The organism is Bradyrhizobium sp. AUGA SZCCT0182, from assembly GCF_018130185.1.
Lineage (GTDB): Bacteria > Pseudomonadota > Alphaproteobacteria > Rhizobiales > Xanthobacteraceae > Bradyrhizobium.
In genome coordinates this window covers 39,306-59,520 of the sequence record NZ_JAFCLY010000035.1, presented here as the reverse complement: position 1 = coordinate 59,520, position 20,215 = coordinate 39,306, and the positions used below count along the sequence as shown (strand labels likewise).

Sequence of the window (20,215 nt, the reverse complement as noted above, 5' to 3'; positions counted from 1 at the left end):
GTCAAGGCAGAGGAAGAAGGATCAGCGCATGCCCGGTTTGTCGCGATCGAGGGCCTTGGCCTGGAGCTCGTCGAGATAATCCTGAAAACGCCGCTCGGCGTTGCTGCCGAGATCGTGCAGGAACGCCCAGGAATAGATGCCGGTATTGTGCATGTCGTCGAAGCCGAGCCGCACGGCGTAATTGCCGACGGGATCGACGGAGAGAATGGTCACGTTGCGCTTGCCGCCGACCGTCTTGCGCTGCGCTTCGGAATGCCCCTGCACCTCGGCGGACGGGCTGGTCACCCGGAGCAGTTCGGCCGACAGGTTGAAATCCGCACCGTCGTCAAAGGTGACGTGAAGGGCGCGGCGGTCCTTCACCAGCCGGATTTCCACCGGCCACGCCGCAACTGCCTTAACTTGCTTGGGCGCGTTCAACATCCGATCCAGAAATCAGTTCGGCCCGATCAGATTCTTGCCGGGATCGCCGACCCTCGCCCCGGTGGTGGTGTAGGCAACCGAACTCGACTGCTGAATGGTGTCGAGCACGGACGACACACAGAACGCGGCGATCGCCGCAAACGCCAAAGCCGCCAGAAAGCTCTTCATCGTATTTCCCTCGAACTGTTCTGTACTCGCATCGTCATTCGGCCGCCACGGCGTGCGTGCCATCTTTCGACGGCGCGCGGCCCTTGGCCTGCTCCTCCGCGACCCAGAGCGCGTGATGCTCCTTGGCCCAGTTGAGGTCGACCTCGCCGGTGCCCATCGCATCGAACGCGCCCTCCATCCCGACCGAACCGATATAGATGTGGGCCAGCATGACCGCGATGAAGAGCATCGCGATCACGGCATGGATCACGGTCCAGAACTGCAACGCCGTGACGTTGGCCGGAAGATACGGGAACAGCATGAACCAGCCCGACACCGACATCAGCACGCCGCCGATGATGACGATCCAGAAAATGCCTTTCTGACCGGCGTTGAATCGTTTGGCCGGCGGATGTTTGCCGTTGGGCAGGATGCCGCCACCCTGCTTAATCCATTGCCAGTCGAGCTTCCCTGGGATGTTATCCTTGATCCAGATCAGGAACATGATCGCGAGGCCAAGCATGAACGGAAACGCTAGGTAATCGTGCGCGATCTTGGCCCAGCCCGACATGGTCGCAAATGCCTGGGCGCCGAACAGCGGCATGATCAGGACCCGCCCGAAGCTGATGTTGAGGCCCGACAGCGCCAGCACGACGAAACAGCTCGCCGTCAGCCAATGGGTGAAGCGTTCGAAGCTCGCAAAACGCAGGATCTTGGTGCCGGAAAAACCGTGATCGACGCGAATCCGGCCGCGCACCATCAGGAAGATCGCCAGCAGCGCGATCATTCCAAGGATGGCGACGCCGCCGATGATCGGCAGCTTGCTGCGTTGAAAATCGCGCCAGTCGCGGCCCGCGGGCTGGATCAGGCTGGAGGCCATGGTATCCGGGATCGATATCCGCCCGGTGATCTTGTCGCCCTCCTTCAGCGCGTTCAGGAGTTTGTCTTCCTGAACCGCTTCGGCGGTCGGCTTGAACGTCAGCTGCGCGGCGGCGGGATGCGCGAACACAAACAGCAGCGCGATGGCGGCGCATAGCGCCCGGAGGTGTGAAAGAGAGCTTGGCATAGGCCCGTGACCTTCCCGTTTCTCGTGACATGTGCGCCGCCGCGCGCCGCGCGGCGGCCAAGGCATCAGCCGGTCGGTGAATCCGCGTAAGCCGTTTTCCAGCCCCACATGCCCGAACCGTAACCGCGCTTCATCACGCGCTCCTTGTAGATTTCGGCGATGATGGCGCCGTCGCCGGCGAGCAGCGACTTGGTCGAGCACATTTCTGCGCAAATCGGCAGCTTGCCCTCGGCCAGACGATTGGCGCCGTATTTGGCGTATTCGGCCGGGCTGGAGTCCGCTTCCGGCCCGCCCGCGCAATAGGTGCACTTGTCCATCTTGCCGCGCGAGCCGAAATTGCCGACTTTCGGATATTGCGGCGCGCCGAACGGACACGCGTAGAAGCAGTAGCCGCAGCCGATGCACAGGTCCTTGGAGTGGAGCACCACGCCGTCGGCGGTGGTGTAGAAGCACGACACCGGACAAACCGCGGCGCATGGCGCATCGGTGCAATGCATGCAGGCCATCGACACCGAGCGTTCGCCGGGCTTGCCGTCATTGATGGTGACGACGCGGCGGCGATTGATGCCCCACGGCACTTCATGTTCGTTCTTGCAGGCCGTCACGCAGGCGTTGCATTCAATGCAACGGTCGGCATCACAGAGAAATTTGACGCGAGCCATGATCTATTCTCCCCTCACGCCGATTGAATCTGGCACAGGGTCACCTTGCCCTCGTGCATGCCGGTGACCGGATCGTAGCCGTAGCTCGTGATCGAGTTCACGCTTTCGCCGAGCACGATCGGATCGCTGCCCTTCGGATATTTGCTGCGCTGGTCGACACCCTGGAACCAGCCGGAGAAGTGGAACGGCATGAACGCGACGCCCTTGCCGACCCGGTCGGTGACCAGCGCCTTCACGCGAGCCTTCGATGAGTTCTCCGGGCCGTAGACCCAGACCCAACCGCCATCCTTGATGCCGCGTTCGGCAGCATCCGATGTGTTGACCTCGACGAACATGTCCTGCTGCAATTCGGCAAGCCATTTGTTCGACCGGGTTTCCTCGCCGCCGCCTTCATATTCGACGAGACGACCCGACGTGAGGATGATCGGGAATTGCTTGGCAAGCCCCTTGTCCACCGCGGCCTTCTGAACCGAAAAGCCGAGATTGGCCATCCGGAACTGGCGGCCGTCCGGACGCGTCGGGTATTTGGCGACGAGTTCGGGGCGAGAGGTGTAGATCGGCTCGCGATGAACCGGCACCGGATCCGGCAGGTTCCACGCCACCGCGCGTGCCTTGCCGTTGCCATAGGCCATCACGCCGTGTTCGAGCGTAACGCGGATGATGCCGCCCGACAGGTCGACGGCCCAGCCGACGCCGTCGGGATTGTTGCCGCCGATCTTGTTGATCGTCGCCAGTTCGGCCGCGGTGAGGTCCTTGTCCCAGCCGAGCTTCTTCAGCACGCCGTAGGTAAACTCCGGATAGCCATCGGTGAGTTCCGAACCCTTGCTGTAGGAACCTTCCGACAGCAGGTTGACGTTCTTCACCGAACCGTCCGGCTGCTTCTCTTCATAGACGACGCCGAACCGCGCCCGGAACGTGCCGCCGCCGTCCTTGACGTGCAGGTTGGTGTTGTAGAGCGTATGCGTTCCCGGATGCTTGATCTCCGGCGTGCCCCAGCACGGCCACGGCAGGCCGTAATAGTCGCCGCCGATTTCGGGCTCGTCGGCCATGGCGCGCAGGGTCACGAGGTCGAACTTGCCCTGGTTCTTCATGTGCGCCTTCAGCCGCTCCGGCGACTGGCCGGAATAGCCGGTCGAGAATCCGCCGCGGTTGATTTCGCGCAGCAGCTCTTCCGGCGACGGACGGTTGTTCTCCACCTTGAGGTTCTTGAACATCGGATCGGCGAAGCCGAGCTTCTTGGAAAGCAGGTAGATGATCTCGTAATCGTCCTTGGATTCGAAGATCGGCTTGACGACCTGCTCGCCCCACTGCAGCGAGCGGTTGGAAGCGGTGCGCGAGCCCGAGGTTTCGAACTGGGTGCAGGCCGGCAACAGATAGGTGCCGTTCTTGCGCTCCGAGATCGCCGCGAACGTAGTCGGATGCGGATCGGCAACCACAAGCAGTTCGAGCTTCTCCAGGCCCTTCACCATCTCGGTCATGCGCGGGATGGTATTGCCGCCATGCCCCATGATGACCACGCCCTTGATGGTGTCGCGTTGATCGACATCATCAGGATTGGCCAGCGTCGCATCGAACCAGCGGGTCCACGGGATGCCCGGCAATTCCATGTTCTGCTTGCGGGTGCGGGCCGGACGGCCCGCCTTGGCCGGCACTTCGTCGAAGCGCGCCTGCAGATAATCGTATTCGACCTCCCAGACCCGCGCCCAGTGCTTCCAGGCGCCTTCAACAAGGCCGTAATAGAGCGGCAGCGTCACGATATCGAGGCCGATATCGGTGGCGCCCTGCACGTTGCAATGGCCGCGGAAAATGTTGGCGCCGCCGCCGAAAGTGCCGACATTGCCGGTCGCCAGCAGCAAGGTGCAATAGGCGCGGACGTTGGCGGTGCCGACGGTGTGCTGGGTGCCGCCCATGCACCAGACAAAGGCCGACGGCTTCTGCTTGGCGAAGGTCTCGGCGACCTTCTTCAACTGCTCGCCGGGAATCCCCGACACGCGCTCGACCTCTTCCGGCGTCCACTTCGCGACTTCGGCGCGGATCTGGTCCATGCCGTAAACGCGCTGCTTGATGTATTCCTTGTCTTCCCAGCCATTGTTAAAGATGTGGTGCAGCATGCCCCAGATCACCGCGATGTCGGTGCCGCTGCGGAAGCGCACATATTCGGTGGCGTGGGCCGCGGTGCGGGTGAAGCGCGGATCGAGCACGAATACGTTGGCGCGGTTGATCTCCTTGCCGGTCAGGATGTGCTGCAGCGACACCGGATGCGCTTCGGCGGCATTCGAACCCATGAAGATAACGGTCTTCGAGTTGCGCATGTCGTTGTAGGAATTGGTCATCGCGCCGTAGCCCCAGGTATTGGCGACGCCGGCGACGGTGGTCGAATGACAGATGCGGGCCTGATGGTCGATGGAGTTGGTGCCCCAGAACGCCGCGAATTTGCGGAACAGATAGCCGCCTTCGTTGGAGAATTTCGCCGAGCCGAGCAGATAGACGGAATCGGCGCCGGACTTGGCGCGGATCTCCAGCATCTTGTCGCCGATCTCGTTGATGGCGACGTCCCACGATATTTTCTGCCACTCGCCGTTGACGAGCTTCATCGGGTATTTCAGGCGGCGATCGCCGTGCACGAGTTCGCGCACTGACGCACCCTTGGCGCAATGCGAGCCGCGATTGATCGGGCTGTCCCAAGCCGGCTCCTGGCCGACCCAGACGCCGTTTTGCACTTCGGCGATCACCGTGCAGCCGACCGAACAATGCGTGCAGATGTTCTTTTTGATTTCGGTCGGCGCCCCGACGATTTTCGGACCGGCCTCCGCCTTGCGCACCGAGCCGAGCGGCATCAAGCCGAGGGCGGCGCCGGCGCCTGCAGCCAGACCGGACCGGCGGAGGAACGTGCGGCGGTCGAGAACTCCCGAAGCCAGGCCGGCGGCGACACCTTGCAAACGCGCCTTGCCTGCGGATCCGTCTTTTCGCTTCATCAACATGTGCGTGTTCCCATCAATAGCGGTTGACGCGGTAGAAATTCTTGACGTGATCGGTTTCCTTGTAGCGGGCCTTGACGCGCTCGGCCTGCGACTCGTCCGCGACCGCCTCGCCGCCCGCCAGCGGCACCACGGCGGCTGCAGCGACTGCCGATCCGCCCATCATGAACAAACGGCGGCGATCGAGCCCCTTGGCATCGAGCGGCTTGTCGGCCGGCGCCTTGTTGGATGGTTTGCTCATCGCGGTCTCCTCCACTTCAAACTTTCGATTACCTTTGCGCGTCACTCGGACAGCGTGAAGGCCTCGGCTTCCAGTTCAATAAACACGCGGCCGACGCGGCCGACGGCACGGTAGAATTTGGCGGTCCCGGACATCTCCAGATCAGCGAACATCCGCGCCGCCCACGGCTTGAGATGCCGGTCGAAGAAGCGCGCCTGTTCGGCGAATGGAGCCTCGAAGTCGCCGCGCGCCAGACCCGCCATCACCTCAAGCAGAATCGCGATGTGGTCTTCCGGCTCGCGCGAGGGGCCGGCACGCTCGATGCCGAGCAGGTCCAGATCCTCGCGGACGCGCGCCAGCGGGCGCTCGTGCAGGAAGCCGGTCAGGTAATAGGAGGCATAGGGCAGCAGCTCGCCGCGCCCGAGCCCGATGAACAGGTCGAAGAATTCCTTGCTGGCGGCGCGGTCGTCCATAGCTGACGCGGCCACGGCGAGCTCGACATGCGCCATGCCGAGATCGGAGGCGTCGCCCTTCAATTGCGCGACGCGCGCCAGCGTGCCCGCGTCCGGCGCCTTGCCGAGCAGCAACGACAGCAAGCCGTATTCCGCGGCGCGCAGCTGATCGATCTCGTCGATTTCCGGTTTCGCTGACACGTTGGACGACACCTGGGATGACACCTGAGCCTCGGATGATCCGTAGAGATCGGGGCGAAGCACGGAACGCTCGACGCGCGTCAAGGCCTCAACCGCGAGAACCCGCTCGGCGGGAATCCGCGACCATGATGAAACCGAAGGCTGCGCAATGCCGATCGCTCGCGCTAACGATGCGACGCCACCCGCTGCCCTGATTGCCTGTTCCAGTCCGGCGTCACGCATGGTGAACCCGACTTCTCCCCAGCCTCGCGCCCAGTGTCCCGTATCCTGTGTCCGATGCCTCTTAATCGGGCATACAAATTAGAACTGGAATTATTCCAGTCCTAAATTTGTATCATAGGCTTTGCCTATGTCTCGAAAACTTTTGTCTAAACAAGAGGTTTTGCCGAGCCATGGCGTCGCACCGGCTGCTGCGGTGCAACAGAATCGGAAGGCACGGAGACTGATTCCTGCACTGGTTCGAGGCCGGCTTCCGCGTCGCCGCCCGCAGGATTCGGCTCTATTGCCGCCGGCTGGCCGCTCAATCTCAGCGGTTGATCCGGCAGATCAGGCTTTGGCTGGCCGGAAGATTCAGGGTCGTTCGCGATCTCTGTCGGGACCTCGGCGGCCGCAATCGGCGGCTCGGCCGGGGGTTCGCCGGTGCCCATGATCTGGTTGACCATCCGGGCGATATCAATGCCCGCGCCGAGTTCGCTGTTGCCCGGCACGCCGCCCGGCGTGTTCCAGTCATAAGCGTATTCGAGCGCGGGATTGACGTAGTTGCGGATCGCGGGATCCAGCGCCCAGGATTTTCTCAAAGCCGCATTGCGCAGATGTTCGGGAACGCCCTTGCGCAGAAAGCCGGTGATATCCGTCTCCGAGGTCAATTCTTCGAGCGATGGCAGGCTGGAGAGATCGAACTCCGGCGCAGCCTCCTTCTCAGCCTCGGCCTCGGTCGCCGGAGCAGCAGCGATTTCGGCGTCGGCAATGGGCGCTTCGCGCTCGGGCTGCTTGGCCTCCTGCTTGCGCTGCGACCATCGCGCCAAAAAGCCTTTGTCGTCGCCCTGGTCCTGACCACTCATGCGCGCCCTGTCCCTTCGTCCGGGCCGCGATCCTTCGGTCCACGCGGGCGGTCGCCGCCGGCACGATCGCGCTTGCGTTTGTGGAACACCCGCTCGACATGAAACTCGTCGACAAAGGCGGCGATCCAGGCCGCGATCTCCGGCGACATCGGAACCGTGCCGATGACGTCGCAACCGCTTTCGAAGATCGCCTCCCCTTCGGTCGGATCGGCCGTCACCTTGGTCAGTTCAAGTTCGGATCCGCCAGCCTGTCGCCGCAGCGCGATCCAGATGCGCGGTTCGCCGTCGGCGAGATTGTCGCGGTAATTGGCGGTGTCGGAACTGAACAGGTCGATGCTGGCGGCGCCCGCGTAATACATCGTCGCATCCGACTCCGTGGACAGCACGGTCCATGGCGCGGTTGCCGGCACCTCGTCGAGCACCATCGCCGGCGACCACATATGATCGATCCATGGATTATCGACGGCGCGGCGCCGCACCACCACACCCACTTCGCGGGATGCGGTCATCGCCATGCGCGATCCTCCGTGCACCGGCCGATCATGCCACATTCGCCTTTGGCGCGAGCGGCAGCCCGGCGACCAGGTTTTGCGGCTTCAGCCGCACGACCTTGTCCGCGCCCATCGCCAGGATGAGGTAAACCGGTTTGCTGCCGACGCGCTCATCCACCAGCCGCGTATCCGCGATGGTCAGGCGCATCAGCGCGACGATGCGCTCGGCGGCGTTGGCGTCCACCGACGTGCCGTTCCACAACGCATTGCCGATTTTAGTGCCCTCGCTGTCGAGACCGACAAACCAGCGCCAATCGCGGTCTTCGATACTGGGAACCGTCTCGACGCTGACGGTTACATCGAGCAGATGGGCGATCCATCGTTCGATCACCCGGCAAAGCCCGGCGCGCGCCTTCGGATTGCCGCCGATGTTCATGACCATCGCATGCGCATCCGAACGCGACCAATAGGTCCAGGCGTTCTCGTCGTCCATCACATCCATCTCGCCGAACGCCTTTGGCGGCGCCAGCATCGCCGTGAGCGGCGAGGCATGCAGGTCATGTTCGGCCTGTTGCTGCGCCTCGACGATTTCGGCGTCCGCAAGCAACAGCGTGCCCTCATGAAACGCCGCCTGCTGGCTGCGATAGAACAGTTCCGCCGCACGCAGCATGTAGGGATCGTCGCAGCCTTCGAGCGCGTTGCGCAGGATCAGATGGCAGAGCTGCGAGACAAAAATCGGCGGCAGGTCGCCGGCGCCATTGCGGGCCAGGTTGACATAGACCGCCTCGAGCGAAGGAGCCGCGACCAACCGGTCGCGAAAGTTCATCATAAAGGTCCAGTTCTCGCGCGCATCAGGATCGGCGAGCGCGGCGATATCGGCTTTCGAAACCGAACGGAGCGGATCGGCCAACAGGCCCGCGTGCAGGTTCCGCTCGGCTTCGCAGGCGTCCTCCGGCGGCATCAATTCGGGCCGCGCCAGATAGGCCATGATCAGTTCGGGCGTCGCGATCAACCCGCCGTGATCGGCGCGCCGCGTCAGATGATGGCCGGACGCTACCCAGAATTCTCTCATTTGCGATTTCCGGTTTTCTGTTCAGTTCCCATCAATCCCAAGAGATCGACCTCCTCGGCAGGTTCATCGTCGCCTTCGATCTCATGAAAGGTAAAGGCGCTGGCATGCGCGTGCAACCGGTCGGCATCGCCTGCGGCTTCGCGCGGCTTGAGGGTGCGAAAGCGCTCGCGGATTTCACCGTCCTCGATGCTGCGTTGCACGGCGAGCAAGGTCTGCGCCGGGTGATCGCACAGCGAGGCCGCAAACGCGACCTCTTCTTCTGCGGCGCCGCGCGCGGCTTTCAGGTCCGGCGCGCCGAACTTTTCCAGCAATTGCGCCGCAAGCCGATCGACCGCGGCTTGCCGCTCCGCTTCCGTCGCCTCGGTCACGATTGCAAGCGTCGACCAGCCCAGACTTTCGACCCCGAGAAATCCGGAACGCAGCGCCACGCGCTGCTTCTGCGCAAGCATCGACGAATCCTGGTTCCAGAACACGAACGCGCCGGAAACCGCCCATTCGCCGGGTTCCGCTGCACGCTCGAATACGAACGTATCCGATGGGTCGAGCCTGATGGTTCGCGGCAGCTTCAGCATGTCAGCCTCATCCGAACTTCGGACCGCGCGATTGCGGATCATACCAGTCCGCTTTCGCCAGCGCATCCACGAGGCTGGATCGATCGGGCGGCCCGCTGCCGGCCGGCAGCTTGATCAGGAGATCGCCGTTGACGTCGATGGCCCTGATCTCGCCGGCCTTGCGCCTCGGAAGCCGTTCCAGATAATCTCGGGCGATGGCCTCAAAACCGCGCTCGTTCCAGCGATCGAACGCGGTCATCAGATGCCGGGCGAAGCTGCCGATGATCGCGTCGGTATCGACCATCTCAAAGCCTGCGCCCAGCATCGAAACGCCGGACGCGGCCTGCACCTCGTCGAGATGCACCATGTCGGCGGCGCGCAGGATCACGCCGAATACCAGCCAGTTTGGCACGTCGGTCTCCGCGCAATCGGCGGGCCAGCCGAGCCGCGCGCCGCCCAGCAATCCCGCGTCGAACCGGATCGTATCGGGCCAGTCGAAACTGACATCCCGCTCGGGCGGACAATGGGCGGCAATCGCGTCCGCCAGCGCGTTCATGCCGGCGAACAGCGCCCGGCGCGCCGAGTTCAAGGGTTCGTCGGGTTCGAGCACCACGGCGAATTCGACCAGGTCGTAGCGCCGCACCCAGACCAGCGTTCCGGCACCCGCTTCGGCCGCGATTTCGCATCCATGGGCAAACGCGTCGCCGAGTTCGCGTAACGCGACCAAAGTATAACCGGGGGGCAGATCGGGTGCCTGATCCACTTCCCCGCGCCGCGACATCATCGAAAAGCTCATCCTGCGTTGCTTTGCTAAATTGCTTTGCAATCCGCCGGTGTATGCTATCCCCGTCGGGCTCGCAACGCGAGCGGAACCAGAAAAACGAACCGTGCGATGTGCGCGCCGGTTCAGGAAGTTAACGATGGCTACGGCGTCTCATCTTCTGATTTGCAGCTGCGAGAAGACCATGCCGCTCGACGTGCCGGCGATCAGCCGTGGCTGCCCCGGGAAGATCACGCAAGCCAACCAGCTCTGCGGCCTCGAACTCGACCGCTTCAAGCAAGCGCTTGCCGACGGCGCGCCGATCACGGTGGCCTGCACGCAGGAAGCGCCGCTGTTCCGCGAAGTCGCCGAAGATTTCCCGCAGGCCCAGCTCACCTTTGCCAACATCCGCGAAGCCGGCGGCTGGTCGAATGATGCGGCGGCGGCCGGCCCGAAAGCTGCGGCGCTGATCGCGGCCGCGCAGGAAGACATGCCGCCGATTTCGCTGGTGACGATGGAGAGCAGCGGCGTCGCGCTGATCTATGGAAGCGACGAACTCGCCATCGACGCCGCGCAGCGCCTCGCCGACCGTCTCGACATCACCGTGCTGCTCAGCAAGCCCGGCGACGTCATGCCGCGCCGGAGCAATGAGTTTCCGGTGCTCAAGGGCACCATCCGCAACGCGCGCGGTCATCTCGGCGCGTTTGAGCTTGCGGTCGACGACTACGCGCTGCCGCTGCCGTCTTCGCGCGCCAAGCTCCTGTTCGGCCCCGCACGCAACGGCGCGACGTCGACCTGCGATTTGATCCTCGATCTCAGCGGCGGTACGCCGCTGTTTCCCGCACACGAACTGCGTCCGGGATATCTGCGCGCCGATCCGCGCGACCGCGGCGCCGTCGAGCGCGCGATCGCGGATGCGGGCAATCTGGTCGGCACCTTCGACAAGCCGCGCTTCATACAGTTCGAGGAAGCGCTGTGCGCCCATTCGCGCTCCGGCATTACCGGATGCACGCGCTGCCTCGATCTCTGTCCGACCGGGGCGATTACGCCGAACGGAAAGGCCGTCGCGATCGACGCCAATGTGTGCGCCGGCTGCGGCGCCTGCGCCTCGGTGTGTCCGACCGGTGCGGCTTCATATGCACTGCCCAGTGCAGACGCGCTGATGCGGCGATTGCGCACGCTGCTGCAGACCTATCGTAAAGCCGGCGGCAACAACGCGATCGTGCTGTTCCACGACGGCGAGCACGGCGACGCGCTGATCGACGCGTTGGCAAGGTTCGGCGCCGGACTGCCGGCCCATGTGCTGCCGCTGCGCGTCAATGAAGTGACGCAACTCGGACCGGAGAGTATCGCGGCGGTGTTCGCCTATGGCGGCAGTGGTGTCGCGATCCTGACGCGCGGCAAACCCAAGCACGATATTACCGGACTGCGCCGGACCGTCGGAACATCCGACACCGTGGTTGCCGCGCTCGGCTTCGGCGCAGGCTTGGTGCGCATCCTCGAGACCGACGATCCGGACCAGCTGCGCGCGATGCTCGATGCGGCGCCAGGCGGCGTCGCAACGCCAAAGCCGGCCGGCTTCGTGCCGCGCGGCGCCAAACGCGGCGTGCTCGAAACGACGTTTCGCGAACTCCACCTCGCGGCACCGGCGCCGGTGGATAGCGTCCCGCTGGCGCCGGGCGCGCCGTTCGGCGGCGTCAATCTCAATGTCGAAGGCTGCACGCTCTGTCACGCCTGCGTCACCGCCTGCCCGACCGGCGCGCTGTCGGACAATCCTGATCGTGCCATGCTGCGCTTCACCGAAAGCCTGTGCGTACAGTGCGGGCTTTGCGAAGCGACCTGCCCGGAAAAAGTCATCACGCTCGAGCCGCGGCTGGATTTTGCGGCATGGAATGCGCCGCTGCGCGTCCTGAAGGAAGAAGAACCGTTCAACTGCATTGCTTGCGGCAAACCGTTTGGGACCAAAAGTTCGATAGAACGCGTACTGGCAAAACTCGGCGAGAAGCACTGGATGTTCCAGGGCGCCAACGCCAAACGGATCGATGTCATCAAGATGTGCGCGGATTGCCGCGTCGAAGCCGTGGTCAATGAGGGTTTTGACCCGCACGGGGCGCCGCAGCGGCCGCCGGTGATGTCGACGGAAGATTATTTGCGCGCGCGCGATGGCAAGAAGGGCGATCCCGTTGGATCGTAAGGAGCCCGCCGTGTCCGCCACCCAGCCTGCCCCTGCAGCCCGCGCGACGTCGCGCGCGTCAGGCATTCCCGGCGTCAAGCACGTTATCGCCGTCGCGTCCGGCAAGGGCGGCGTCGGCAAATCCACCACCGCGTGCAATCTCGCGCTCGGCTTTGCCGCCCTAGGGCTGAAAGCCGGTATCCTCGACGCCGATATTTATGGCCCATCGCAGCCAAAACTGTTCGGGCTGCGCGGCAAGCCACGCCAGGTCGGCCCGCGCATGCTGGAGCCGCTGGAGCGGTTTGGCGTCAAGGTGATGTCGATCGGCTTTCTGGTCGAGGAAGACCTCGCGATGATCTGGCGCGGGGCGATGGTGATCTCGGCGATCACGCAATTGCTGCGCGAGGTGGCGTGGGGCGATCTCGATATTTTGGTCATCGACCTGCCGCCGGGCACCGGAGACGCGCAGCTCACGATGGCCCAGCAGGCGCCGCTGGCCGGAGCGGTGATCGTCTCCACGCCGCAGGACATCGCGCTGATCGACGCGCGGCGCGGCATCGCGATGTTCGAGAAGGTGAACATCCCGATCCTGGGTCTGATCGAAAACATGTCGGCGTTCTGCTGCCCGGCCTGCCAGAAGCTCACGCCGATCTTCGGCCATGGCGGAGCGCGGCAGGACGCCGAACGGCGCGGGATTCCGTATCTCGGCGAGATACCGCTCGATATCAAGATTCGCGAGACCTCAGACGATGGCCGCCCGGTGGTGGCGACCGAACCGGACGGCGTTCATGCGCGCCACTACATCGCGATCGCCCGCGATGTCTGGACGACGATCACCTCCGGCGCGGCAAGCCGGCCGCCACCTCGCATTATCATTGAGTGAACGAGTTCATTGCATCGCAGCGAAGCTGCGGGATCGCCACGCGATTGTGCCGCGCCGATTTTCGAGATACGAGAGAGTCATAATTTTTTCTTCAAAGCATTTAGGGGAGCAAATCGTGCGCATATTGAGACATTTTGGATTAATGACCGCGATCCTCATGTTAGCTCTGACGGCCCACGCATCCGCAGCCCATGCCGACAGCTTGAAGGAAGCCACGGCCGCGTTTGCGAAAAAGCAGTATGCGGCGGCCATCAAGCTGTTCCGGCCGCTCGCGGAAAAAGGCAACGCCATCGCGCAATACAAGGTCGCGGTGATGCACAGGATGGGACTCGGCGTTCCCAAGAGCGAAAAGGAAGCGCGGAAGTGGAGCCGGCTCGCCGCCAAGCAAGGCAACCCCCAAGCCCAGACGTTGCTCGGCAGCCTCTACTACAAGGCCAGCGGCGAGGAATCGCCCGACACCGTTCGTGCCTACATGTGGTATGAAGTGGCGGCTGCGCAGGGCAATGCCGAGGCCAAGAAGGATCTCGCTTTGCTCACCAAGGAGCTGACCCCGCAACAGGTCACGGAAGCGCGCGAGAAGGCGCAGAAATGCAAATCGTCCAGCTACGAGCAGTGCGATTGATCGAACGTACTTCTCACGACAGGCAGGCCGGCATCATCCTCGCGCCGACTCTTTAGCGAAGGCAGAACGAGCATTCGCAAGGCGCGTCGATGCGCTCATCCCTTCGGTTTGGAATCCGGCGGGCAGTCCTTTCGGACCACCATGGGCTTGCCGCCGCTCTGCACGGTGGGCGCGGCCGAATCGGCGCCGCCGGCGTCGGGCAGGATCGCGCTCTTTTCCACGGCCATCGAATTCGACGTCTTTTCATCGCCGTGTCCCGAGGTCGCGGACCCGGTTGTCGTGCAACTGGTCTCCGGCTTTTCGCTCGAGGGCGTCGTCGATTGCGCGGCCGCAGGTCCAATGACCAACGATCCCACGAGAATTGCTGCGGCAGCACGAATCATTTTGCTCTCCCGTGAAAAAAACAGGCTTTCGAAATTCGGAAGACAAACGTTCTGCGGCAGCGATGGTTCCCGGCCCCCTCTCAGAATGGCAGCGCGACGTCGCACTTGATCTCCTTGAGGATGACGTTGGTCCGGACGTGACGGATGCCCGGAATCTTGAACATGAATTCGTCGAGAAACCGGTTGTAGGCGGCCATGTCGGCGACGACGACGCGCAGGTGATAATCGGCATCCCCCGTCGTCGCAAAACACTCGAGCACCTCGGGGCGCCGTTTCACGCGCGCGACGAACTGGGTGACGAAGGTGGCGTCGTGGCGATCGAGCGACACATGCAGAATGGCTGAGGTCAGGAAGCCGGCCCTCTCCCGGTCGACCAGCGCCGCATAGCCGGTGATGACGCCGGACTCTTCAAGCGCCCGCACCCGGCGCCAGCACGCCGAAGACGACATGCCGACATCGTCAGCCAGATCCTGGTTGCTGCGGCGGCCATCTTTCTGGAGATGGGTCAGCAATCGTCGATCCTGTCCTTCAATCATGATGAGCCTCTCCTGAACTGCCGTGGCAGATCATACCGAATGATACGCCACTGCTGGTAGTTTCTACCATAACGGACGGAAATATCGAACAATTAGAACAGCTCTTCCACCCGATCGGGTCGACACTTTCAACGACCTGATACGGCGGGAGGCCGATATGACCCAGACCCTCACGACAGGCAGAGACCTCGACAATTACGCCTTGATGGACCGATACACGCGCCAGACCGGGCGTGTGCTGCTGACGGGCACGCAGGCGCTGGTGCGCATCCTGCTCGACCAGCGCGACCGTGATTCTGCCGACGGCATCAACTCGGCCGGATTCGTCTCCGGTTATCGCGGCTCGCCGCTCGGCGGCGTCGATCTGGAACTCTGGCGCGCCGAAAAACTCCTGAGCGAACGGCGCATCGAATTCCTGCCCGCCGTCAACGAGGACCTCGCCGCCACCGCCGTGCTGGGGTCGCAGCAGGTCGAAACCAACCCGGCGCGCGAAGTCGAAGGCGTGTTCGGCCTCTGGTACGGCAAGGGCCCCGGCGTCGATCGATCCGGCGATGCCTTGAAGCACGGCAACGCCTACGGCTCCTCGCCGCATGGCGGCGTGCTGGTCGTTGCCGGCGACGATCATGGCTGCGTGTCGTCATCGATGCCGCATCAGTCGGACGTCGCCTTCATGGCGTGGTTCATGCCGACGCTTAGCCCGTCGAGCGTGGCCGAATATCTTTCCTTCGGCGAATATGGTTACGCGCTGAGCCGCTTTTCCGGCATGTGGGTCGGCTTCAAAGCGATATCGGAAACGGTCGAGTCCTGCGCCTCGGTCGAACTGCCGCCGCGCCGCCTGTTCAACCCGCCGGCATTCGAACCGCCCGCGGGCGGCCTGCACTACCGCTGGCCGGACCTTCCCGGGCCGCAGATCGAGCAGCGGCTGGAAGCCAAGAAGAACGCAGTGCTCGCCTTTGCCGCCGCCAACCCGATCGATCGCCGGATTTACGACATCCCCGACGCCACCTACGGCATCGTCACGACAGGCAAGGCTCATCTCGACCTGATGGAGGCCTTGCAACTCCTGGGCTTAACCGAATCCGAATGCCGGCGGATTGGCATCGATATCTACAAGGTCGGGATGGTGTGGCCGCTGGCACATCACGACGCACTGGAATTCGTCCGGGAGAAGCGCGAGATCCTCGTGATCGAGGAAAAACGCGGCATCATCGAAAGCCAGTTCAAGGAATATTTCTACGACTATCCCGGCCACAAGCCCGAACACATGGCCGGCAAGAGCGATGAAAACAATGACCCGCTGGTGCCCTGGGTCGGCGAGTTGTCGCCGCGGCTGCTGGCGCCGATCGTCGCCAAGCGGCTTGACCTGATTTTTCCCGGCCTCGACCTCACATCACGCGCCGAAAAACTGCTCCGCCCAAGTGCGGAGATTATCAACATATCAGGCGCAACGCGCACACCCTATTTTTGCTCGGGCTGTCCGCACAACACGTCAACGAAGGTGCCTGCGGGATCGCAGGCGCTGGCCGGCATCGGCTGTCATTTCATGGCGAGCTGGATGGACCGCGATACGAGTTCGCTGATCCAGATGGGCGGCGAAGGCGTCAACTGGATCGCCTCCTCGCGCTTTACCGGCGGCAAGCACGTGTTCCAGAATCTCGGCGAAGGCACCTACTATCACTCGGGATCAATGGCGATCCGCCAGGCCGTGGCCGCCAAGGCCAACATCACCTACAAGATCCTGTTCAACGATGCAGTCGCGATGACCGGCGGCCAGCCCGTCGACGGACCGATCAGCGTCACCGCCATCGCCCACGAAGTTCGTGCCAACGGCGTGACGCGGATTGCGATCGTATCCGACGCGCCCGATCAATTGCACGAAAGCGATTTCCCCAAAGGCGTAACGATCCATCCCCGCGCGCAGCTGGATGCCGTACAGCGCGAACTGCGGCAGATCATCGGCGTATCCGTCCTGATTTATGAACAGGAATGCGCCACCGAGCGGCGACGCAAGCGCAAGCGCGGCCAGGCGCCCGAGCTGAAGAAGTTCGCCGTCATCAACGATCTCGTCTGCGAGGGCTGCGGCGATTGTTCGGTCGAGTCCAACTGTCTCAGCGTCGAGCCAAAGGAGACGCCGTTCGGCCGCAAGCGCCAGATCAATCTCTCGACCTGCAACCAGGACTTTTCCTGCGTCAACGGCTTTTGCCCGAGTTTTGTCACTGTCGAAGGCGCGACCCGCCGCAAGAAACGGGGAGCCGGCATCGATGCGATGGCCCGCACGACGGCCCTGCCCGAGCCAAACTTCGTTTCCCTCGAAAAACCGTTCAACCTGCTGGTGACCGGCGTCGGCGGCACCGGCGTCATCACCGTCGGCGCGTTGATCACGATGGCGGCGCATCTGGAGGGCAAGGGTGCGTCGGTGCTCGACTTCACCGGCTTCGCGCAGAAATTCGGCCCGGTGCTGAGTTTCATCCGGCTCTCGAACAGGCCCGACGATATCCATCAGGTCCGGATTGATCAGGGTGCGGCGAACGCGCTGATCGGATGCGACATCGTGGTGAGTTCCTCGCCGAAGGCGTCCGGCACCTATGGACCGGGCATGCGCGCTGTCGTCAACACGGCCGAGATGCCGACCGGTGACATCGTGCGCAATCGCGACGCCAGCCTGGAGGCGGTGGCGAGACTTCGGCACCTCGAACGTGTTGTCGGCTTGGACAATTTCAGGAGTCTTGATGCGAACCGGCTATCCGACGCGCTGTTCGGCGACACGGTTTTTGCCAATGTGATCATGCTCGGAGCGGCGTGGCAGCAAGGATTGGTGCCGGTGAGTTCGGAAGCGCTGATGCGCGCGATCGAGTTGAATGGCGTTGCGATCGAACAGAACAAGCAGGCTTTTGCCAGCGGACGCCTCGCCGCATCGGATTGTGATTTTGTGACGTCGCTATTCGGGCAGACCAAAAAGGAAGAGACGCTGGACCAAGTCATCTCTCGCCGTGTCGAGTTCCTCACCGCCTATCAGGATGCAGCCTATGCCGATCGTTACCTCAAATTCGTCGGTCAAGTCCGCGCCGCCGAGGAACGCCACGTACCCGGCTCGCAGGCGCTAACGACCGCCGTCGCTCGGTCCCTCTTCAAGCTGATGGCCTACAAGGACGAGTACGAGGTGGCGCGGCTGCACATGGAAACCGGGTTTCAGGAAAAGCTGCGGCAGGAGTTCGAGGGCGACTTCGCGATCATGTATCATCTGGCGCCGCCGGTCCTGTCGTCCGGAAAGGACGCCCGCGGCCGGCCGCTCAAGCGTCAATTCGGGCAATGGATACAGACACCATTCCGAATTCTGGCGCGGCTCAAATTCCTGCGCGGCACCGCGTTGGACGTGTTCGGCTATACGCACGAGCGCCAGATGGAGCGCGGCCTGATCGACTGGTACGAAAGGCTCGTGACCGATCTCACGCCGTGGATTTCACCTGACACCATCGAACGCTTGGCCAAGATCGCGGCCGCACCGATGGACATTCGCGGCTATGGCCCCGTGAAGCTGGAAGCGGTGGCGAAAGTACAAAAGGAGACGGAAGATTTATTCCGTCTCCTGAAGTCGTCGATATCAGAAACGCGCGCGGCCTAGCGGGCTTCTTCGAAGCCGGCGAGAACGGATGTCAGGTTGGCGCCTAGAATGTCGGAGAGGTATCCGCCCTCCTGAACGAACACGGTCGGGAGCCCGAGCCGCGCGATGGCGGCGCCAATGCGCCGGAAGCCGGGCGTGGTCACGGCGAGGCCTGCCAACGGATCATGCTCCGATGCGTCGAGGCCAAGTGCAACGACCAGCGCGCCGGGCGCGAAGGCATCGATGGCTTTCTTTGCAACGCCAAGCGCGCCCATGTAGCCGTCATCGCCGGTGCCGATCGGCAAAGGAATATTGAGGTTGGCGCCGAGGCCGGGACCCGCGCCGCGCTCATGCGCATAACCCCAGACGAACGGATAATACGACGTGGGATCGGCATGGATCGAAACCGTAAACACGTCGGGTTGTTCGTAGAAGATGCCCTGCGTACCGTTGCCGTGGTGGACATCGACATCGAGTATGACAACACGTTCATGGCGCTGGCGCAGATGCGCAGCCGCGATCGCGCTGTTGTTGAAGAAGCAGAAGCCGCCCGCCATATCGCGGTAGGCGTGATGACCGGGCGGACGGCAGAGCGCATAGGTCGCGTCTTCGCCGTCGAGGACAAGCTGGGCCGCCGTCGTCGCCACATCCGTTGCCGCGCAAGCCGCAGCAAAGGTACCCGGACCGATCGGAGCGGCAGTGTCGGCCGTATGCCAGCCGAGCCGGCCGACGATATGGGTCGGATAGGTCGCAGCGTGGCGCACCGGGTGGATGTTGGCGATCATTTCCGGACCGGCATTGCCGAGCGCGGACCAGGCCTCCCAGGCTTCGGCGAGAAAGCCGAGATATTCAGGACTGTGAATCCTTGCACGCGGGCCCTGCCCGAACATGGTGGGCGCAACCAGTTCGTGCTTGCCGGCCTTCAATCCTGCGAGCAGCCGGTCGGCGCGTTCAGGCTGTTCGGTGGTGCGCTGGATGATACCGCGCACCAGAAAGAATTGCGGATCGTGACTGCGGTGCAGTTCAGTGTAGACGGCCTTCACGCGAATACTCCTGTTTTCTGTCAAATGAAATCTGGCGCGCCAGCTTGCGTCGCCGGCTAAGCGGGAATCTCCCGCACGAGTTTTCCGACTTCGCGCCACGCATGACCGATGTGATAGTCGATATGCGCCACGATACGTTCGGGATGGCCTTGTTCGATGGCAGCTAGCACTGGTTCGTGTGTCCGGGCGATTTCATGCGGATCGTCGTACAGCCGGCCGATCAGGCCGATCACCATGCGCATTTCCGACGCGAGATCGTCGAACAACCGCAACAGCCGCCGGTTCGCCGCGATCTCGCAGATCAGGCGGTGAAAGCGGTAGTCCTCCTCGACCTGCCTTGCGGGATCTTCGAGATCAGCGGTCTGGTGCAGCACGTCGATCTGCCGCCGCAGCATGTCGCGCGTCTCCGGTGTGAGATTGCGCGCGGCGAGCACGGCCGCGTGCCGCTCGACGCACAGCCGCAAGTCATAGATGTCGTCGATATCGTCGGCGGCGAATTTGCGCACGAAGAAGCCGCGGCGCGGACTGGCCACCAGAAGCCCCTGCTGTTCCAAGAGCCGCGCGGCCTCGCGCACCGGCGCCCGGCTCACGCCAAGCTCCCGCGCGATCCCCGCTTCCACGACTTTGGAACCCGGCGCCAGCCGGCCTTCGACCACCGCTTGGGTCAGAAGACGGGCGACCTGGCCGACGAGATCGGTGTCGGCGAGGGCGGGCAATCCGACCGGCGGGGACAATGTGCGCATCAAAATGGGTCCATTTTGGCCGATTCTTACCCGATTTTAGCCGATTTTACCACTTGTACATAATTTAAGCGTCGATTGTCGACAGTTTAGTCTTGTCATGAGCCTAGTTGCGATGCAACCCTTAGACCTGTTCAAAAAGGGTGCATTCCA

Annotated in this window: 19 protein-coding genes and 1 pseudogene; 4 read left to right on the top strand and 16 right to left on the bottom strand. The window is 63.2% G+C overall.

The features are described 5' to 3' along the window. Positions 1–21: 21 nt before the first annotated feature. From JQ611_RS29910 to JQ611_RS29855, 12 genes are all read right to left on the bottom strand, one after another. Entirely contained in the window at positions 22–417 is a 396-nt protein-coding gene (locus tag JQ611_RS29910; RefSeq protein ID WP_249133557.1) for a gamma-butyrobetaine hydroxylase-like domain-containing protein, read from the bottom strand. A 15-nt stretch (positions 418–432) separates the two neighbouring features. Next, complete coding sequence (locus tag JQ611_RS29905; RefSeq protein ID WP_212269109.1) at positions 433–588, bottom strand: hypothetical protein; 156 nt, start codon at positions 586–588, stop codon at positions 433–435. Between the two features lie 34 nt (positions 589–622). Continuing rightward, the gene (locus JQ611_RS29900) at positions 623–1,633 is read right to left on the bottom strand and encodes a formate dehydrogenase subunit gamma (RefSeq protein ID WP_212391140.1); all 1,011 of its coding nucleotides are present in this window, start codon (positions 1,631–1,633) and stop codon (positions 623–625) included. Positions 1,634–1,698: 65 nt separating this feature from the next. Next, positions 1,699–2,295: a formate dehydrogenase FDH3 subunit beta gene (fdh3B, locus tag JQ611_RS29895; RefSeq protein ID WP_192734407.1), complete on the bottom strand. Its 597-nt coding sequence runs from the start codon at positions 2,293–2,295 to the stop codon at positions 1,699–1,701. 14 nt (positions 2,296–2,309) lie between these two features. Continuing rightward, the gene (locus JQ611_RS29890; protein ID WP_212467459.1) at positions 2,310–5,276 is read right to left on the bottom strand and encodes a formate dehydrogenase subunit alpha; all 2,967 of its coding nucleotides are present in this window, start codon (positions 5,274–5,276) and stop codon (positions 2,310–2,312) included. A 13-nt stretch (positions 5,277–5,289) separates the two neighbouring features. Continuing rightward, positions 5,290–5,514, bottom strand: coding sequence for a hypothetical protein (locus tag JQ611_RS29885; protein ID WP_212269106.1), 225 nt, complete (start codon positions 5,512–5,514; stop codon positions 5,290–5,292). 41 nt (positions 5,515–5,555) lie between these two features. Further along, entirely contained in the window at positions 5,556–6,368 is an 813-nt protein-coding gene (locus tag JQ611_RS29880) for a Cro/CI family transcriptional regulator (protein ID WP_212467458.1), read from the bottom strand. A 146-nt stretch (positions 6,369–6,514) separates the two neighbouring features. Then, on the bottom strand, positions 6,515–7,207 hold the full coding sequence (locus JQ611_RS29875; protein ID WP_212467457.1) for a DUF3306 domain-containing protein: 693 nt from the start codon (positions 7,205–7,207) through the stop codon (positions 6,515–6,517). After that, a complete protein-coding gene (locus tag JQ611_RS29870) occupies positions 7,204–7,722 on the bottom strand; it encodes a DUF3305 domain-containing protein (protein ID WP_249133556.1) in 519 nt (172 codons plus the stop codon). The genes JQ611_RS29875 and JQ611_RS29870 overlap by 4 nt, the downstream gene beginning before the upstream one ends. Before the next feature lie 25 nt (positions 7,723–7,747). Beyond that, entirely contained in the window at positions 7,748–8,770 is a 1,023-nt protein-coding gene (locus tag JQ611_RS29865) for a DUF6352 family protein (protein ID WP_192734402.1), read from the bottom strand. Then, a complete protein-coding gene (locus JQ611_RS29860; protein WP_212467456.1) occupies positions 8,767–9,342 on the bottom strand; it encodes a DUF6505 family protein in 576 nt (191 codons plus the stop codon). Before JQ611_RS29860 ends, JQ611_RS29865 begins: the two co-directional genes overlap by 4 nt. 7 nt (positions 9,343–9,349) lie before the next feature. Continuing rightward, the gene (locus JQ611_RS29855) at positions 9,350–10,102 is read right to left on the bottom strand and encodes a biotin/lipoate--protein ligase family protein (RefSeq protein WP_249133562.1); all 753 of its coding nucleotides are present in this window, start codon (positions 10,100–10,102) and stop codon (positions 9,350–9,352) included. A gap of 139 nt (positions 10,103–10,241) precedes the next feature. Between JQ611_RS29855 and JQ611_RS29850 the strand changes: the two genes are divergently transcribed. The 3 genes and pseudogenes from JQ611_RS29850 (at position 10,242) to JQ611_RS29840 (ending at position 13,759) form a co-directional block, all read left to right on the top strand. After that, positions 10,242–12,275 carry a 4Fe-4S binding protein gene (locus tag JQ611_RS29850; protein ID WP_249133555.1) on the top strand — a complete coding sequence of 678 codons (2,034 nt, stop codon included), beginning with the start codon at positions 10,242–10,244 and terminating at the stop codon, positions 12,273–12,275. Further along, positions 12,238–13,137: pseudogene (locus tag JQ611_RS29845) on the top strand (Mrp/NBP35 family ATP-binding protein); the annotation flags it as partial. The gene JQ611_RS29850 and the pseudogene JQ611_RS29845, both read left to right, overlap by 38 nt. Before the next feature lie 157 nt (positions 13,138–13,294). Continuing rightward, positions 13,295–13,759, top strand: coding sequence for a tetratricopeptide repeat protein (locus JQ611_RS29840; protein ID WP_212467454.1), 465 nt, complete (start codon positions 13,295–13,297; stop codon positions 13,757–13,759). A 95-nt stretch (positions 13,760–13,854) separates the two neighbouring features. On the opposite strand, the gene JQ611_RS29835 is transcribed toward JQ611_RS29840, so the two are convergent. Beyond that, positions 13,855–14,142 (bottom strand): hypothetical protein, encoded by a 288-nt coding sequence (locus JQ611_RS29835; protein ID WP_212269099.1) that lies wholly within the window; start codon positions 14,140–14,142, stop codon positions 13,855–13,857. A gap of 80 nt (positions 14,143–14,222) precedes the next feature. Next, a complete protein-coding gene (locus tag JQ611_RS29830; RefSeq protein WP_192734397.1) occupies positions 14,223–14,678 on the bottom strand; it encodes an Lrp/AsnC family transcriptional regulator in 456 nt (151 codons plus the stop codon). Between the two features lie 157 nt (positions 14,679–14,835). Here JQ611_RS29830 and JQ611_RS29825 point away from each other — a divergent pair, with 157 nt between their 5' ends. After that, positions 14,836–18,300, top strand: coding sequence for an indolepyruvate ferredoxin oxidoreductase family protein (locus JQ611_RS29825; RefSeq protein WP_212467453.1), 3,465 nt, complete (start codon positions 14,836–14,838; stop codon positions 18,298–18,300). Here JQ611_RS29825 and JQ611_RS29820 read toward each other — a convergent pair. Next, positions 18,297–19,322 (bottom strand): histone deacetylase family protein, encoded by a 1,026-nt coding sequence (locus JQ611_RS29820; protein ID WP_212412776.1) that lies wholly within the window; start codon positions 19,320–19,322, stop codon positions 18,297–18,299. The two genes, JQ611_RS29825 and JQ611_RS29820, sit on opposite strands and share 4 nt — an antisense overlap. Positions 19,323–19,378: 56 nt before the next feature. Beyond that, complete coding sequence (locus tag JQ611_RS29815) at positions 19,379–20,065, bottom strand: GntR family transcriptional regulator (RefSeq protein ID WP_212205668.1); 687 nt, start codon at positions 20,063–20,065, stop codon at positions 19,379–19,381. Positions 20,066–20,215: the final 150 nt, after the last annotated feature.

Bases quoted from the DNA above. Each gene is read 5' to 3' on its own strand.
- JQ611_RS29885 (WP_212269106.1), bottom strand. From the start codon at position 5,514: ATGAGCAAACCATCCAACAAGGCGCCGGCCGACAAGCCGCTCGATGCC.
- JQ611_RS29880 (WP_212467458.1), bottom strand. From the start codon at position 6,368: ATGCGTGACGCCGGACTGGAACAGGCAATCAGGGCAGCGGGTGGCGTC.
- JQ611_RS29835 (WP_212269099.1), bottom strand. From the start codon at position 14,142: ATGATTCGTGCTGCCGCAGCAATTCTCGTGGGATCGTTGGTCATTGGA.
- JQ611_RS29905 (WP_212269109.1), bottom strand. From the start codon at position 588: ATGAAGAGCTTTCTGGCGGCTTTGGCGTTTGCGGCGATCGCCGCGTTC.
- JQ611_RS29860 (WP_212467456.1), bottom strand. From the start codon at position 9,342: ATGCTGAAGCTGCCGCGAACCATCAGGCTCGACCCATCGGATACGTTC.
- fdh3B (WP_192734407.1), bottom strand. From the start codon at position 2,295: ATGGCTCGCGTCAAATTTCTCTGTGATGCCGACCGTTGCATTGAATGC.
- JQ611_RS29850 (WP_249133555.1), top strand. From the start codon at position 10,242: ATGGCTACGGCGTCTCATCTTCTGATTTGCAGCTGCGAGAAGACCATG.
- JQ611_RS29900 (WP_212391140.1), bottom strand. From the start codon at position 1,633: ATGCCAAGCTCTCTTTCACACCTCCGGGCGCTATGCGCCGCCATCGCG.
- JQ611_RS29890 (WP_212467459.1), bottom strand. From the start codon at position 5,276: ATGTTGATGAAGCGAAAAGACGGATCCGCAGGCAAGGCGCGTTTGCAA.
- JQ611_RS29865 (WP_192734402.1), bottom strand. From the start codon at position 8,770: ATGAGAGAATTCTGGGTAGCGTCCGGCCATCATCTGACGCGGCGCGCC.
- JQ611_RS29855 (WP_249133562.1), bottom strand. From the start codon at position 10,102: ATGTCGCGGCGCGGGGAAGTGGATCAGGCACCCGATCTGCCCCCCGGT.
- JQ611_RS29875 (WP_212467457.1), bottom strand. From the start codon at position 7,207: ATGAGTGGTCAGGACCAGGGCGACGACAAAGGCTTTTTGGCGCGATGG.
- JQ611_RS29815 (WP_212205668.1), bottom strand. From the start codon at position 20,065: ATGCGCACATTGTCCCCGCCGGTCGGATTGCCCGCCCTCGCCGACACC.
- JQ611_RS29840 (WP_212467454.1), top strand. From the start codon at position 13,295: ATGTTAGCTCTGACGGCCCACGCATCCGCAGCCCATGCCGACAGCTTG.
- JQ611_RS29825 (WP_212467453.1), top strand. From the start codon at position 14,836: ATGACCCAGACCCTCACGACAGGCAGAGACCTCGACAATTACGCCTTG.
- JQ611_RS29830 (WP_192734397.1), bottom strand. From the start codon at position 14,678: ATGATTGAAGGACAGGATCGACGATTGCTGACCCATCTCCAGAAAGAT.
- JQ611_RS29870 (WP_249133556.1), bottom strand. From the start codon at position 7,722: ATGGCGATGACCGCATCCCGCGAAGTGGGTGTGGTGGTGCGGCGCCGC.